Raw genomic sequence first — 13,774 nt, 5'->3', positions numbered from 1 at the left:
GAACACAGAAGTTAAGCTTCTCTACGCCGAGAGTAGTTGGTGGGCAACTGCCTGCGAGGGTAGGAAGTCGCCACGCTGTAAATGGAGGATTAGCTCAGTTGGGAGAGCGTCTGCCTTACAAGCAGAGGGTCACAGGTTCGAGCCCTGTATCCTCCATTGGATCGTCAGATCCATCCAGGACCAACCAGTTGAGTCCATGCCGACTTAGCTCAGCTGGCAGAGCATCTGTCTTGTAAACAGAGGGTCGAAGGTTCGAATCCTTTAGTCGGCAGTAATTGAATATTTAATGCGGAAGTAGTTCAGTGGTAGAACATCACCTTGCCATGGTGGGGGTCGCGAGTTCGAATCTCGTCTTCCGCTTCGCCGAGTAATCGGTGAAAGCACATGCACCCATAGCGCAATTGGATAGAGTGTCTGACTACGAATCAGAAGGTTGTAGGTTCGACTCCTACTGGGTGCATTGTTCGGGAAATAGCTCAGCTTGGTAGAGCACCTGGTTTGGGACCAGGGGGTCGCAGGTTCGAATCCTGTTTTCCCGATTGGACGCGAGTCCATAAAGTTTTTCGCGGTGTAGCTCAGCTGGCTAGAGCGTCCGGTTCATACCCGGGAGGTCGAGGGTTCGATCCCCCCCGCCGCGATCGTGCTTGGACCTTTAGCTCAGTTGGTTAGAGCAGACGGCTCATAACCGTCCGGTCGTAGGTTCGAGCCCTACAAGGTCCATCGTGGCGCAATTGATGGATCGGCTAGTTTAAAATTTACTATTATCGCGGGATAGAGCAGTCTGGTAGCTCGTCGGGCTCATAACCCGGAGGTCGTTGGTTCAAATCCAGCTCCCGCAATTGGTTCCATGGTCTAGTTGGTTAGGACGCCTGCCTGTCACGCAGGAGATCACGAGTTCGAGTCTCGTTGGAACCGGTGTCGGCTCGGTAGCTCAGTTGGTAGAGCAATGGATTGAAGCTCCATGTGTCGGCAGTTCGATTCTGTCCCGCGCCATTACCCGATACCTTAAATGCGGGTGTAGTTTAGTGGTAAAACCACAGCCTTCCAAGCTGTTGTCGCGAGTTCGATTCTCGTCACCCGCTGGAATCTTGTTTTGGGCCTATAGCTCAGCTGGTTAGAGCGCACGCCTGATAAGCGTGAGGTCGATGGTTCAAGTCCATTTAGGCCCATTTAACTGAATAATATTGTCATGGAGACGTACTCAAGTGGCTGAAGAGGCGCCCCTGCTAAGGGTGTAGGTCGGGAAACTGGCGCGAGGGTTCAAATCCCTCCGTCTCCGTTGTATGATGGCCCGTTGGTCAAGTGGTTAAGACACCGCCCTTTCACGGCGGTAACATGGGTTCAAATCCCGTACGGGTCAGTCAGCTGTAGTCATGGAGAATTACCCAAGTGGCTGAAGGGAACGGTCTTGAAAACCGTCAGGTGGGGAGACCCACGCGAGGGTTCGAATCCCTCATTCTCCTTTTAAAATTATCGCGGGATAGAGCAGTCTGGTAGCTCGTCGGGCTCATAACCCGGAGGTCGTTGGTTCAAATCCAGCTCCCGCAATTACAATTAAATATGTTGGTTCCATGGTCTAGTTGGTTAGGACGCCTGCCTGTCACGCAGGAGATCACGAGTTCGAGTCTCGTTGGAACCGTTAATGGCTCGGTAGCTCAGTTGGTAGAGCAATGGATTGAAGCTCCATGTGTCGGCGGTTCGATTCCGTCCCGCGCCATTTTATGGAGGATTAGCGAAGAGGCTAAACGCGACGGACTGTAAATCCGTTCCTTCGGGTTCCTAGGTTCGAATCCTAGATCCTCCAGTTATAGGGATATAGTTTAAAGGTAGAACTACGGTCTCCAAAACCGTCAGTGTGGGTTCAATTCCTACTATCCCTGCTTTTATTGCCATGGCGGATATGGTGAAGCGGTTAACACACCGGTTTGTGGCACCGGCACACGTGGGTTCGATCCCCACTATCCGCCCTTTTCTGGGGTATAGCCAAGCGGTAAGGCAACGGACTTTGACTCCGTCATGCGCTGGTTCGAATCCAGCTACCCCAATTGCTCTTTGGAGCAGCACTTTCCTGGCGGTGTAGCCAAGTGGTAAGGCAAAGGTCTGCAAAACCTCTATGCGTCGGTTCAAATCCGATCACCGCCTTTCTTGCGGCTAGGGCCAAAAGAGTGTATAATCTTTAAATATCATGCCGGCGTGGCGGAATTGGCAGACGCGCTGGACTCAAAATCCAGTTCCAGCAATGGAGTATCGGTTCGACCCCGATCGCCGGTATCATAATACCGGATGGTATGATATGAGCTCTGAAACGTTATCTTAACGTTTCAGAGCTTTTTTTGTGGGTCAGCTTGAAGCTATGCAAGTAACGTTTTGACAGGTAAAATGTGTTATGATATTGACGTTATGCAATGAGAGGAAGGCGACGAACTTGACTGATGCGATTACCGTGCAAAACCTTAGTTATCATTACCCAGAAGCCAAGCAGGCGGCGTTGAGCGATGTCTCCTTTGCGGTACCTGCAGGTCAATGGTGGGCCATCATCGGCCATAACGGCAGCGGTAAATCGACCCTTGCCAAAAACATCAATGGCTTATTAGCACCTGAAACAGGGACTGTGACCGTTGGTGGGTTGCGCCTCAGCGAACAAACCGTGTGGGATATTCGTGCCAAAGTCGGGATTGTTTTTCAAAATCCGGATAATCAATTTGTTGGGGCTACGGTGGCAGATGACGTTGCCTTTGGATTGGAAAATCGCAGTGTGCCGGGTCCGGAAATGGTGACGCGCGTCAAGGATGCATTGACTGCAGTCAATATGCAAGATTTTGCCAGCCGAGAACCTGCGCGGTTATCTGGTGGGCAAAAGCAGCGGGTCGCGATTGCGGGGATCGTTGCGCAACAGCCGGAGATCATCATCTTAGATGAAGCAACTTCGATGCTTGATCCGGCTGGCCGGCAGGAAATATTAACGCTGATCCGGACATTACGCCAGCAACAACAGCTAACGGTGTTGTCGATCACTCATGATATCGATGAAGCCGCGAGTGCGGATCAGATATTACTGCTGGATGATGGTCAGATCAAAGAAGTCGGGACACCAAGTGAAATTTTTGCACACGGAGAAGAACTATTGTCGCTGGGCTTAGATGTGCCTTATCCAGAAAAGTTAAAGGCGGCATTGCGCAAGCGCGGCGTGAGCATGCCAGCGGCGTATCTAGATGAGGAAGGGTTGGTACAGGACCTGTGGACATTACATTCGACCATGTAAGTTTTACTTATCAAGCAGGGACACCTTTTGCTGGTGATGGGCTTAAAGACGTGTCAACGACCATCCGTGATGGCAGCTATACGGCGATCATTGGCCATACAGGAAGCGGAAAATCGACGTTGCTGCAACATCTGAATGCACTGCTGAAACCAACGGCGGGCACTGTGACGATCGGGGATTTTAAGATCACCAATGAGACGTCCAACAAGCATCTTAAACCGTTGCGTCAAAAAGTGGGGATGGTTTTTCAGTTCGCGGAAAGTCAGCTGTTTGAGCAAACGGTGGCCAAGGATATTGCATTTGGGCCACAAAATTTTGGGGTGCCAGAAGCTGATGCGTTGGCTTTAGCCGCAGAAATGGTGACCCAAGTTGGGTTGCCTAAGGGAGTCTTGGACCAGTCACCATTTGATCTTTCTGGTGGGCAAATGCGGCGCGTGGCGATTGCTGGTGTTTTGGCCATGCAGCCAGAGGTACTGGTGTTAGACGAACCAACGGCCGGCCTAGATCCGGCTGGCCGGCAGGAAATGATGACCATGTTTAAACGCTTGCATGATGAGCACGGCCTGACGATCGTTTTGGTGACGCACCAAATGGATGATGTCGCCGATTATGCAGATCATGTACTGGTGATGGAACACGGTGCTTTGGTGCGGCAAGGTTCACCGCGAGAGATCTTTGCCGACCCTGATTGGTTGGTCCAAAAACAACTGGGATTACCGAAAACGACCCGTTTTGCGCAACGTTTACGGCAAAAAGGTTTCACCTTTTCCCCAATGCCTTTGACGGTGGCGGAATTGGCTGACCAACTCCTCCCGCAGATCGGAGGGCAGCCGCATGGATAAGTTGATATTAGGACGGTATATTCCTGGTGATTCATTCGTTCACCGCCTCGATCCGCGCACTAAGCTGATGGCCAGTTTTTACTATATTGCCATCATTTTTCTCGCGAACAATTGGCAAAGCTATTTGTTGATGTTTGCCGCGACGATGGGCATGATCTTGTTGTCACGAGTACGGATCGGGTTTTTCCTCCGCGGTGTGCGGCCAATGATCTGGTTGATCTTGTTCACGGTCGCTTTGCAGATCTTTTTCACTAAAGGCGGTGCCGTGTATTGGTCTTTTGGCTGGCTGGCGATCACCCAATACGGGCTCACCAATGGTGCGTTTATTTTCATGCGCTTTGTGCTGATCATTTTTGTGTCGACGCTTTTGACGTTGACGACGCAGCCGCTTTCGTTGGCAGATGCTGTGGAGTCGCTGCTGAAACCTTTGCGCAAGGTCAAAGTGCCGGTGACAGAACTCGCATTAGTCTTGCAGATCGCATTGCGGTTTGTGCCAACGTTGATGGATCAAACGACCAAGATCATGAATGCGCAGCGCGCTCGTGGGGTCGATTTTGGTACAGGCAATCTGTTTCAGCAGATGAAAGCCGTCGTTCCATTGCTGATCCCATTGTTCGTCGATAGTTTTACCATCGCCGAAGATCTGGCGACGGCCATGGATGCACGCGGCTATCAAGGCGGCGATAATCGGACTAAGTTTCGTATCTTGCAATACCATGCCAAAGATCTTTATGCCGCTTTGGGGATGGGCGTGTTGACGGTCGTATTAGTCTTTTTACGGCAGTGATGCTGCTAGTGAAGTGATTGGAATGCTTTCAGGCGTGCGATGTTAATCGGGCGCCTGAATTTTTATCGGAATTGATGGAGAAAACAATGACACACTATAAACTGACCTTGGCCTATGATGGCACCCACTTTGCGGGTTATCAGATTCAACCGCAGCAACGCACAGTCCAAGGGGTGTTACAAAAGGCCTTGGGGAAAATGGCAAAAGTGGATGCGATCCACGTGGATGGTTCTGGCCGCACCGATTCAGGCGTGCATGCTTTAGGCCAAGTCGTTTCGTTTGATTATCCTGGCAATATCCCGGAACAAGCGATGCTGCGCGCGATGAATTCGCTGATGCCATTGGATATTGAGATCTTAAAAGCAGAAATCGTCCCAGCTGCGTTTCACGCCCGCTATTCAGCTCGCGGCAAACGGTATTTGTACCGAGTCGCCCGCGGTCGCTTCACGGATCCATTCAACCGTTTGTACACCGGTCATTGGCCTTACCCACTAGATTTGAATCGGGTGCAAGAAGCCTTGAAAGATGTCGTGGGGACGCATGATTTCACCAGCTTTGCGGCCAGTGGCGGGGTGATTCAAGACAAAGTACGCACGATCTATGAAGCGACGGTCAAAGACGACCCGGCGCATCATGAAGTCATCTTTGAGTTTTATGGCAATGGTTTTTTGTATAACATGGTGCGGATATTAGTCGCCACCTTGCTGGAAATCGGCAGCGGCCGCCGAGAGGTGCATGATTTTATCCGCTTGTATGCGGTCAAAGACCGCCAGCAAGCCCGCGGTACGGCACCAGCGTCAGGGTTATATCTTAAAGAAGTGTATTATGATTGATCAGCAGTCATGAAAGGGTGAGGGGATGGCACAAAAAAAGCTGACATGGTTGGTAACGCTGGGGGTATTTTTGATCGGGGCCAATTTACGCTTGCCGATCACGATGATGCCGCCGTTGATCGGCACCTTGGCTCAAGCTGGCGCCTTACCGCGTGCTTTGGCAGGATTAGTGACGACGATTCCATTAGTCATGTTTGCCTTGGCCTCACCGCTGATTGGGCGGCTCGGCGCGCACCGGGGATTAGGAAAGACGCTGGCGGTAACTGCAACTGCCTTGGTGTTAGGAGCCGGGTTGCGCTTGTTGGGAAATGCCTGGGGCTTGTTGTTGGGAACGGCGCTTTCGGGATTGGGGATCGCTGGCGGCAATGTGTTGTTACCGGCATTGATCAAGCAAGAATTCCCCACCAAAACCGCCGCGATGACCACGCTATATACCACCGCCATGGGGCTTGTCGCCAGCTTTGGGACCGGGACTGCCGGGCTGTTGGCACATGCAGTAGGGCCGATTGGGACGATGGCATTGTTAGGCAGCGGCAGTGTCTTGGCGCTGGTGATCTGGCTGTGCGCATTGCCGCAGCTGCATGGACAACCATTGGCTGCCTCTGTTGGCACGGGTGCTGAGACGGTGGGACATGCGCCGCTGGCTTGGGGGATCGCGTTGTTTTTTGGGTTGCAGTCACTGCTTTATTATTCTTTGTTAACGTGGCTGCCAACGATCTGGCAACATACCGGCTTTGACGCTGTGGCCGCTGGTGAGTTGGCGACTTGCTTTCAGCTATTTGGCTTGCCGCTGACCTTATTGACGCCTAGTATTGCCGAGCGCAAACACGGTTTGGCCATCATCGTGGTCATTGCCAGCGGCGGATTTGCCTTGGGATTGATCGGGATCTTAGTCGGGCCGGTCATCTTTTGGTTTCAAGCGGCGATGGCCATAATTGCCGGCGGTGCCAGTGGCGCAGCCTTTTCAGTCTGTATCGTCTTTTTCCAAAAAAAAGCCGCAACGGCGGCCAAAACCGCCAGTCTTTCCGGAATGGCTCAGTCTGGCGGCTATTTAGTCGCAGCGATCGGTCCGGTCAGTTTTTCACTGCTGGCACAGGCGCTGACATGGGCAGGGGTATTATGGCTGTGCTTGGCGTTGAGCCTATTGATGGGAGCGTGCGGCTGGTGGATCATGCGCCAACCGCGATTGCCGGCGTAAAGTTTTGCGGCTTGGATTGACCCGCTTGTCAATTTGCGGTATATTAGTAGCTGGTATTGTTTGCCCCACGATAAGCCCCGGAAACTTAACGTGTCAAACTCTTACTGAACAAATTGGAGGAAACAAATCGTGCGTACAACATTCATGGCTAAGCCAGGCGAAATCGAACGTAAGTGGTATGTGATCGACGCAACGGACATCGCTCTTGGGCGTTTGTCTTCCGTTGTTGCCAGCATCCTGCGCGGCAAGAACAAGCCTACCTTCACACCTAACGTCGACACTGGTGATAACGTCATCGTGATCAACGCTTCTAAGTTGAAGTTAACCGGCAAAAAAGCCTCTGACAAGATTTACTATCGTCATAGCCAGCATCCAGGTGGTTTGAAGCATGAAGTCGCAGGCGACTTGCTGAAGAACAACCCTGCTCGCTTGGTTGAATACTCTGTTAAGAAGATGTTGCCAACCAAGAACACTCTTGGCCATCAACAATTCTTGAAGCTTCATGTGTATGCAGGGGAAGATCATTCTCATGCTGCCCAAAAGCCTGAAGTACTCGACATCACGAACTTAATCTAAGGAGGATACAACTGTGGCTCAAGTATCTTACAGCGGCACAGGTCGCCGCAAAAACTCCGTTGCCCGGGTCCGTTTGGTTCCAGGTAACGGCAAGATCACGATGAACGGCAAGGACGTTCACGACTATCTCCCATACGAACACTTGATCTTGGACATGACTCAGCCTTTCGGCATGACCGAAACCACTGGTCAATATGATGTCCTAGTTAATGTTAACGGTGGTGGTTACACTGGCCAAGCCGGCGCAACCCGTCACGGCATTGCTCGTGCGCTGCTCACTGTTGACCCAGACTTCCGCGGCGCCCTTAAGCGCGGCGGTATGCTGACACGTGACCCTCGTATGAAGGAACGTAAGAAGCCAGGTCTGAAGAAGGCTCGTAAGGCTAGTCAATTCTCCAAGCGTTAATCATCAGATCAGCGATTGGATACGAAGCATCCCATTTATGGGGTGCTTTTTTTGAAGCGATTGAAGGCAAAAGCTCAGCTAAAGGAGACAAGACCGCATGGTTGATTATGGGAAGCTGCTCAAACATGCCACCAATCAGATGAATAAGGCCATGGATGCTTATGCCAAGCAATTTGATCTGACCGGGATGCAAATGTCGATCATCGATTTTGTGGGCCAACATGAGCAAGTTTTACAACGCGATATCGAAACAGAATTCAATATTCAACGCTCTACTGCGACGGTGGCCTTGCAGCGAATGGAAGCGCGCGGCTTGATCTCGCGGACGATCGCTGCCGATGATGCGCGGCAAAAAATGGTGCGCTTGGCGCCTAAAGCCCAAGCTTTGTACCATACTGTCACCGCCTACATTGCGCAGCAACAAACGGCCATGACCACCGCCTTTACACCAGCACAACGGGCATTGTTCGTGCAGATGCTGCAGTATTTTACCGAGCTGAACACGCCATAAAAGCGGCGCTCTTGATTTGATATTCAGGACTTGCCTTAAAGTTCACTTTAAGGTGTAGGCTAAAGGCATCATGCAAAGTGGCGACGGCAGTTGCCTGAGATCAAGGAGGAAAATATGAAAGCAGCAATTTTTGTTGAACCAGGTCAAGTGGCAGTACACGACTTGCCTAAACCCCAGGTGGAATTTCCTACAGACGCAGTGATCCGTATCGTGCGCGCGTGCGTATGCGGGTCGGATCTGTGGTGGTACCGCGGCATTTCCAAGCGCGCCGCTAACCAACCAGTCGGCCACGAGGCGATCGGCGTGGTTGAAAGTGTCGGGGCGGCTGTGACCAATGTGCAGCCTGGCGATTTTGTCATTGTCCCGTTCACTCATGGTTGCGGTCATTGTGCAGCTTGCTTGGCAGGCTTTGACGGGGACTGTCTCACGTTTAAGCATCAAGGCAGCCCGGTGGGTTATCAAGCGGAGTATTTGCGCTATGAGAATGCCAACTGGGCGCTGGTGAAAGTGCCGGGCCAACCAAGCGACTACACTGATGAGCAGCTCAATGACTTGTTGGCCTTGTCTGACGTGATGGCGACGGGTTACCACGCTGCACAGGCTGCCGAAGTGAAACCTGGTGACACAGTGGTGGTCATGGGTGATGGCGCCGTGGGCTTAAGTGGGGTGCTTTCTGCCAAGCTGCTTGGCGCAAAGCGAATCATTGCCATGAGCCGCCATGCCGATCGCCAGGCGCTGGCGCGGGAATTTGGCGCTACCGACATTGTGCCTGAACGTGGGGATGAAGCGGTGGCTAAGGTCATGGCGCTTACCGACGACAGCGGTGCTGATGCTATCCTTGAATGCGTTGGGAACGAACAGTCAGTGGCCACGGCGGTGCAAGTGGGCCGGCCAGGTGCGGTTGTTGGCCGCGTTGGCATTCCGCAAAACCCGCAGATGAACACCAACGACTTGTTTTGGCGCAACATCGGCTTGCGCGGCGGCGTCGCGGCGGTCACCACGCATGACCGTGGCGGACTGCTGCAAGCGGTGTTGAACGGTGAGATCCATCCTGGCAAGGTCTTCACCAAGCGCTTTGACCTGGATCATGTGCAAGCTGCTTATGCGGCGATGGATCAGCGCACCGCGATTAAGTCGTTGCTGGTGATCAGCGAATAAACCCATTGCAACTTTTCTCGCAAATCCGAGAAAAGTTGCTTTTTTTTGCAGAAAAGCCTTGCCTTAAAGTTCACTTTAAGGCTTAAGCTAAATTCATCAGTTAAGAACAACGCTGTCATATCGGCGTTTACATGAAAACAAGCTTGGAGGCTGTCATGCAAAAACAAAAATTTGGGTTGGTGCTGCCAATCATCTTGATCAGTTACTTGATGATCCTGTTAGATAATTCCATCGTGTTTACCAGCACGGTTAAGATCGCGCAAGACTTGCAGATGGATGCGCAGAGTCTGGCTTGGGTGACGAATGCTTACGCGCTGACTTTTGGCGGGTTGTTGATGCTTGGCGGGCGCGCCGGTGATATGATTGGGCGCAGGAAGGTGTTTATCAGCGGCTTGACCTTGTTTACGATCGGTTCCTTGCTGGTCGGGTTGGCGCAAAACGGGGCCCTGATCATTGCCATGCGCGCATTGCAAGGGGTGGGGTCGGCGATTCTGGCGCCAACCACGCTGGCTTTGTTGATGGACAACTATACCGGTAATATGCGCACGCGCGCCATCGCTTATTACGGGGCCACTGCCGGCATTGGCGCCAGCTTTGGCTTAGTCATCGGCGGTTTGATTGCCAGTTATTTTTCTTGGCGTGTGGGGTTCTTGTTGAATGTGCCGGTGGGGCTCGTTTTGCTGGTCTTGACGTTGAAGGTGGTGCCTCAGACCAAAGGGCAAGGCGGGCGGCTTGATTGGGTCGGTGCCGTCACGTCGGTCATTGGCTTTGCCGGTTTGATTTACAGCATCAACGGGGCATACGCTCGCGTGGCGGCTGGGGTCGTCGCGGTGGTATTCTTGGCTTTGTTCGGGTTGGCCGAATCGCGCATCGCTCACCCGTTGATGCCGTTGCGGTTGTTTGCCGATAATGAACGCAGCAGTGCTTACATCGCGCGCTTCTTCTACCTTGGGGCGATGATCTCATACTTCTTCTTGGTGCCGCAAGCGATGCAAAACGTTTACGGTTACACCCCGCTGCTGGCGGCGCTTGGTTTTTTGCCTGAAACGATTCCGCAGTTCATCTCGGCTACCGTGTTGGCGCGGCTCAACAACCGCTTCACCAACAATCAATTGTTGGTCACAGGCGTTGTGATCACACTGGCGGGATTGATCATGGGCGCTTTGATCGGCATTCAAGGCGGCTACTTCTGGGCTTTGGCAATGCCAATGGTCATTATTGGGATCGGGCAAGGCTTGAGCTTGAGCCCGTTAACAGTAGCCGGGGTGGCGCACACTGATCCCGTTATTGCCGGCGCGGCTTCTGGGGTGGTCAACACCGCCCACCAAATCGGCGGATCTTTTGGTTTGTCGGTCATTGTGGCGCTGACCAGCGGCTTCACCAAGGCGGCGGTCAGTTATGATCACGCAGCGGTGCTGATGGCAGGGTTCATGGTCATTGCCCTGCTGGCGACGCTGAACATTGTCCGGCGCACAACGAAATCGGAGGAAAACTGATGAAAATGATGCTAATTGGCGCCACCGGTTCCCTGGGCCGGGTCACGCGCCAGGAATTGCTTGCGACAACAGATGCCAAGCTGGTGTTGGTTTCCCGCCATGCTGCAAGCCTTGCCCTTGACCCGACAAGAGAACAAGCAATGAATATTAACGTGTTGGATCAAGCGGCACTGGTCAAGGCACTGGCTGGGGTGGATGCTGTTTTTGCCGCGCTTAGTGGCAACTTGGCGGCGATGGCGCGCAGTATCGTTTCCGCAGTGACTGAAGCAGGTGCGTCTAGATTAGTGTTTATCGCCTCGATGGGGATTGATAACGAAATTCCCGCGCGAGTGGGGGCCCAAGGTAATTTGGCGCATAACCCGCTGCTTGTGGGTTATCGGCAAGCAGCGGATATCGTCACCGCCTCAAGTCTGAATTATACTGTGATCCGGCCAGGCTGATTTGATCATGGCAGTGATGATTACGAAGTCACGCGCCAAGGCGAACCGTTTGGCGGCCGAGACGTTTCTTGCCGCGCGATCGCCAAATTGTCGATTGCGGCCTTGAGCGATGCTAAACTTTACAGTCGTGAAAGTATCGGCATCAACCGGCCAGAATAAATATCGCGTCAGTTCGCCAGCATCCGCAAATTGAGTGATAATTAAACCAACAAGCAAGGAGAAAGTATATGAACATCAAAGAAGCCAGTGAACGCACAGGCGTGCCTGCGGCGACGATCCGCTATTATGAAAAAGAGGGATTGATCCCCAATATTGACCGGTCGGCGGCTGGTGTGCGAGCAATCGATGACCGTATTATTCGCCGGATCAACTTTGCCAAGCAGATGCGCAACGCGGGGATGAGCATCGAGTCTTTGCAACGGTATATCCACCTGTTTGATGCTCAGGAAAATAACCTCGAAGCACAGCGGACGCTTTTGGCGGAACAACTCGCCATCATGGAAGAAAAGCGTGATGACCTGCAGGCGGCCATTGACCACTTGCATTGGAAATTGGCCCACTTTGATGACCACATGGTGGCAACAGAAGCAGAACTGCGCGAGCTTGAGTCTCAGCACCTGGATGAGACGCTGCGTGACTAGGTGCACCGCTAATGGTCAACCGCAAGGATCGTTCATTAAATCGGTTAACCGCCAGCATCCCATCAAGGGGTGTTTTTTTTCGCAAACAAGGTGAGCGTCAATGAGGCAGCCAACATGAGCCAGGCGGGCAGCAGGAGATCGCGAAAAAACTTGCACACACCAAAAATTGCGGTAAACTAGTATTCGTTAGCTCGCTAACGAATGGGAGGCACACATGCAAACCAAAATCTCACCTAAAGTCGTTGGTGCGATCATCGCCACTGGATTAATGTCATTTTGCGGGGTGATCGTTGAAACTGCTATGAACATCACGTTTCCAACGTTAATGAAAGAATTCCATGTCGCCACGAATACGGTCCAGTGGCTGACGACTTTGTATCTATTGGTCGTCGCAGCGATGGTGCCTTTGTCAGCCGTGTTGAAGCGGCGTTTTCGCACCAAAACGCTTTTTTTGTGGGCAATCAGCGGGTTTATTATCGGCGTAGGCTTAGATGGTGCGGCAGTCAATTTTGGAATGCTGCTGTTAGGCCGCGGGGTCCAAGGGCTAGGGACCGGCATTGCCTTACCGTTGATGTTCAATATTATTTTGGAGCAAGTTCCACCAGCTAAAATCGGCACCATGATGGGCGTGGGGACTATGATCACCGGCGTTGCACCAGCGATCGGACCAACATTTGGCGGCTTTGTGGTGTCGACTTGGTCCTGGCGGTATATCTTTATGTTTTTATTACCGGTATTAGTGATCGCGTTGATCTTAGGGGTGGTGTGCATCCAGCAAAAAAATCCCACCCAAGCAGTCGCTATCGATGGCTTAAGCGTGGGCTTGGTCATCGTGACGTTTGCCGGGTTGATCTATGGTATCAGCAACTGGGGGACGCAAGCGTTTTTCGGTTGGTCAGTAGGCGGTGCTTTGGGACTTGGAATATTGGCTTTTGCTGGTTTTTGGCATCGCAGCCAGCGCTTGGCGCAACCGATCATTAATTTGCAACCATTAGCGACGCCAACGTTTCGGGTCCTGGTGGGGGCTTTTGTTTGTTTGCAGATCAGTGCGTTAGGGTTATCGTTTTTATTGCCGAACTATATTCAACTGGTCAATGGCAAAACCGCCTTGGTGGCAGGGCTGATCGTGTTGCCTGGCGCTGCTTTAGGGGCTTTGGCTGGGCCGTTAAGCGGCCGGTGGTTTGACCATGTTGGGCCTGCATGGCCACTGCGTTTAGGTGCAGGATTGGCATTTGGCGGGATGTTGGGCTTGCTGATCAGCAGTGGCCACTTGGCCGATGGGGCGATCATGGGTTGGTATGCGGTCTTTATGCTTGGGATCGGTTTGAGTTATGGCAATATCATGACCGACGGGTTAAAGCAATTGTCACAAGCGGCAGCTGCTGATGGCAATGCGATCTTCAACACGCTGCAGCAATTTGCTGCTGCAGTCGGCACTAGTGTGGCGGCGGCATTAGTCGCAGCAGGACAAGCCGCGACTAAGCCGCTAGCTGCTGGGACCATTGTCGGCAGCGCCCATGGGTTGCTGGTGTTAGTCGTATTGTTGGCTTGCTCGGTGATTTGTGTTTGGCTGGCAACGCGGCCAAATCAGGCGGCTGCAAGGATCAGGTAAGTGATGCGCAAC

At 52.5% G+C, this 13,774-nt stretch carries 12 protein-coding genes, 24 tRNA genes and 1 pseudogene; all 37 read left to right on the top strand.

Annotation, left to right across the window (positions count from 1 at the left end):
* Positions 1–83 precede the first annotated feature (83 nt).
* Positions 84–156: transfer RNA gene (locus EKM91_RS03445), tRNA-Val, on the top strand.
* A gap of 42 nt (positions 157–198) precedes the next feature.
* Positions 199–271: transfer RNA gene (locus EKM91_RS03440), tRNA-Thr, on the top strand.
* A gap of 17 nt (positions 272–288) precedes the next feature.
* Positions 289–360: transfer RNA gene (locus tag EKM91_RS03435), tRNA-Gly, on the top strand.
* Between the two features lie 26 nt (positions 361–386).
* Positions 387–460, top strand: a tRNA-Arg gene (locus EKM91_RS03430).
* 5 nt (positions 461–465) lie between these two features.
* Positions 466–539: transfer RNA gene (locus tag EKM91_RS03425), tRNA-Pro, on the top strand.
* A 25-nt stretch (positions 540–564) separates the two neighbouring features.
* A tRNA-Met gene (locus tag EKM91_RS03420) sits at positions 565–638 on the top strand.
* An 8-nt stretch (positions 639–646) separates the two neighbouring features.
* Positions 647–720: transfer RNA gene (locus EKM91_RS03415), tRNA-Ile, on the top strand.
* A gap of 45 nt (positions 721–765) precedes the next feature.
* A tRNA-Met gene (locus EKM91_RS03410) sits at positions 766–839 on the top strand.
* A gap of 2 nt (positions 840–841) precedes the next feature.
* Positions 842–915, top strand: a tRNA-Asp gene (locus EKM91_RS03405).
* Between the two features lie 5 nt (positions 916–920).
* Positions 921–993: transfer RNA gene (locus EKM91_RS03400), tRNA-Phe, on the top strand.
* An 18-nt stretch (positions 994–1,011) separates the two neighbouring features.
* Positions 1,012–1,082 (top strand) — tRNA-Gly (locus EKM91_RS03395).
* A gap of 13 nt (positions 1,083–1,095) precedes the next feature.
* Positions 1,096–1,169, top strand: a tRNA-Ile gene (locus tag EKM91_RS03390).
* 22 nt (positions 1,170–1,191) lie between these two features.
* Positions 1,192–1,279, top strand: a tRNA-Ser gene (locus EKM91_RS03385).
* A gap of 9 nt (positions 1,280–1,288) precedes the next feature.
* A tRNA-Glu gene (locus EKM91_RS03380) sits at positions 1,289–1,360 on the top strand.
* Positions 1,361–1,375: 15 nt separating this feature from the next.
* Positions 1,376–1,463: transfer RNA gene (locus EKM91_RS03375), tRNA-Ser, on the top strand.
* Positions 1,464–1,474: 11 nt separating this feature from the next.
* Positions 1,475–1,548: transfer RNA gene (locus tag EKM91_RS03370), tRNA-Met, on the top strand.
* Positions 1,549–1,565: 17 nt separating this feature from the next.
* Positions 1,566–1,639: transfer RNA gene (locus EKM91_RS03365), tRNA-Asp, on the top strand.
* A 5-nt stretch (positions 1,640–1,644) separates the two neighbouring features.
* A tRNA-Phe gene (locus tag EKM91_RS03360) sits at positions 1,645–1,717 on the top strand.
* A 6-nt stretch (positions 1,718–1,723) separates the two neighbouring features.
* Positions 1,724–1,804 (top strand) — tRNA-Tyr (locus EKM91_RS03355).
* Positions 1,805–1,809: 5 nt separating this feature from the next.
* Positions 1,810–1,880, top strand: a tRNA-Trp gene (locus EKM91_RS03350).
* A gap of 14 nt (positions 1,881–1,894) precedes the next feature.
* A tRNA-His gene (locus EKM91_RS03345) sits at positions 1,895–1,967 on the top strand.
* A 6-nt stretch (positions 1,968–1,973) separates the two neighbouring features.
* Positions 1,974–2,045, top strand: a tRNA-Gln gene (locus EKM91_RS03340).
* Between the two features lie 25 nt (positions 2,046–2,070).
* Positions 2,071–2,142, top strand: a tRNA-Cys gene (locus tag EKM91_RS03335).
* A gap of 45 nt (positions 2,143–2,187) precedes the next feature.
* Positions 2,188–2,271, top strand: a tRNA-Leu gene (locus EKM91_RS03330).
* A gap of 154 nt (positions 2,272–2,425) precedes the next feature.
* Positions 2,426–3,262 (top strand): energy-coupling factor ABC transporter ATP-binding protein, encoded by an 837-nt coding sequence (locus EKM91_RS03325; protein WP_125749757.1) that lies wholly within the window; start codon positions 2,426–2,428, stop codon positions 3,260–3,262.
* Entirely contained in the window at positions 3,238–4,104 is an 867-nt protein-coding gene (locus tag EKM91_RS03320; RefSeq protein WP_125749754.1) for an energy-coupling factor ABC transporter ATP-binding protein, read from the top strand. Before EKM91_RS03325 ends, EKM91_RS03320 begins: the two co-directional genes overlap by 25 nt.
* On the top strand, positions 4,097–4,891 hold the full coding sequence (locus EKM91_RS03315; protein WP_125749751.1) for an energy-coupling factor transporter transmembrane component T family protein: 795 nt from the start codon (positions 4,097–4,099) through the stop codon (positions 4,889–4,891). The genes EKM91_RS03320 and EKM91_RS03315 overlap by 8 nt, the downstream gene beginning before the upstream one ends.
* Positions 4,892–4,977: 86 nt before the next feature.
* Positions 4,978–5,724 (top strand): tRNA pseudouridine(38-40) synthase TruA, encoded by a 747-nt coding sequence (gene truA / locus EKM91_RS03310; RefSeq protein WP_125749748.1) that lies wholly within the window; start codon positions 4,978–4,980, stop codon positions 5,722–5,724.
* 25 nt (positions 5,725–5,749) lie between these two features.
* A complete protein-coding gene (locus EKM91_RS03305) occupies positions 5,750–6,922 on the top strand; it encodes an MFS transporter (protein ID WP_125749745.1) in 1,173 nt (390 codons plus the stop codon).
* Between the two features lie 129 nt (positions 6,923–7,051).
* The gene (gene rplM / locus EKM91_RS03300; RefSeq protein WP_125749742.1) at positions 7,052–7,498 is read left to right on the top strand and encodes a 50S ribosomal protein L13; all 447 of its coding nucleotides are present in this window, start codon (positions 7,052–7,054) and stop codon (positions 7,496–7,498) included.
* Positions 7,499–7,511: 13 nt separating this feature from the next.
* Positions 7,512–7,904: a 30S ribosomal protein S9 gene (gene rpsI, locus EKM91_RS03295; RefSeq protein WP_125749739.1), complete on the top strand. Its 393-nt coding sequence runs from the start codon at positions 7,512–7,514 to the stop codon at positions 7,902–7,904.
* Between the two features lie 97 nt (positions 7,905–8,001).
* Positions 8,002–8,415 carry a MarR family winged helix-turn-helix transcriptional regulator gene (locus EKM91_RS03290; protein ID WP_125749737.1) on the top strand — a complete coding sequence of 138 codons (414 nt, stop codon included), beginning with the start codon at positions 8,002–8,004 and terminating at the stop codon, positions 8,413–8,415.
* Positions 8,416–8,529: 114 nt separating this feature from the next.
* Positions 8,530–9,573 (top strand): zinc-dependent alcohol dehydrogenase family protein, encoded by a 1,044-nt coding sequence (locus tag EKM91_RS03285; protein WP_125749733.1) that lies wholly within the window; start codon positions 8,530–8,532, stop codon positions 9,571–9,573.
* A gap of 155 nt (positions 9,574–9,728) precedes the next feature.
* Positions 9,729–11,069: an MFS transporter gene (locus EKM91_RS03280; RefSeq protein WP_125749730.1), complete on the top strand. Its 1,341-nt coding sequence runs from the start codon at positions 9,729–9,731 to the stop codon at positions 11,067–11,069.
* Positions 11,066–11,668: pseudogene (locus EKM91_RS03275) on the top strand (NAD(P)H-binding protein). Before EKM91_RS03280 ends, EKM91_RS03275 begins: the two are co-directional and overlap by 4 nt.
* Before the next feature lie 68 nt (positions 11,669–11,736).
* Positions 11,737–12,150: a MerR family transcriptional regulator gene (locus EKM91_RS03270; RefSeq protein ID WP_125749728.1), complete on the top strand. Its 414-nt coding sequence runs from the start codon at positions 11,737–11,739 to the stop codon at positions 12,148–12,150.
* Between the two features lie 214 nt (positions 12,151–12,364).
* Positions 12,365–13,762 (top strand): MFS transporter, encoded by a 1,398-nt coding sequence (locus EKM91_RS03265; RefSeq protein ID WP_125749725.1) that lies wholly within the window; start codon positions 12,365–12,367, stop codon positions 13,760–13,762.
* Positions 13,763–13,774: the final 12 nt, after the last annotated feature.

The organism is Lacticaseibacillus baoqingensis (assembly GCF_003946165.1).
Classification (GTDB): Bacteria; Bacillota; Bacilli; order Lactobacillales; family Lactobacillaceae; genus Lacticaseibacillus; species Lacticaseibacillus baoqingensis.
This window is presented reverse-complemented; position numbering and strand designations above follow the sequence as displayed.

Bases quoted from the DNA above. Each gene is read 5' to 3' on its own strand.
- EKM91_RS03315 (WP_125749751.1), top strand. From the start codon at position 4,097: ATGGATAAGTTGATATTAGGACGGTATATTCCTGGTGATTCATTCGTT.
- truA (WP_125749748.1), top strand. From the start codon at position 4,978: ATGACACACTATAAACTGACCTTGGCCTATGATGGCACCCACTTTGCG.
- EKM91_RS03305 (WP_125749745.1), top strand. From the start codon at position 5,750: ATGGCACAAAAAAAGCTGACATGGTTGGTAACGCTGGGGGTATTTTTG.
- EKM91_RS03290 (WP_125749737.1), top strand. From the start codon at position 8,002: ATGGTTGATTATGGGAAGCTGCTCAAACATGCCACCAATCAGATGAAT.
- EKM91_RS03285 (WP_125749733.1), top strand. From the start codon at position 8,530: ATGAAAGCAGCAATTTTTGTTGAACCAGGTCAAGTGGCAGTACACGAC.
- EKM91_RS03280 (WP_125749730.1), top strand. From the start codon at position 9,729: ATGCAAAAACAAAAATTTGGGTTGGTGCTGCCAATCATCTTGATCAGT.
- EKM91_RS03270 (WP_125749728.1), top strand. From the start codon at position 11,737: ATGAACATCAAAGAAGCCAGTGAACGCACAGGCGTGCCTGCGGCGACG.
- EKM91_RS03265 (WP_125749725.1), top strand. From the start codon at position 12,365: ATGCAAACCAAAATCTCACCTAAAGTCGTTGGTGCGATCATCGCCACT.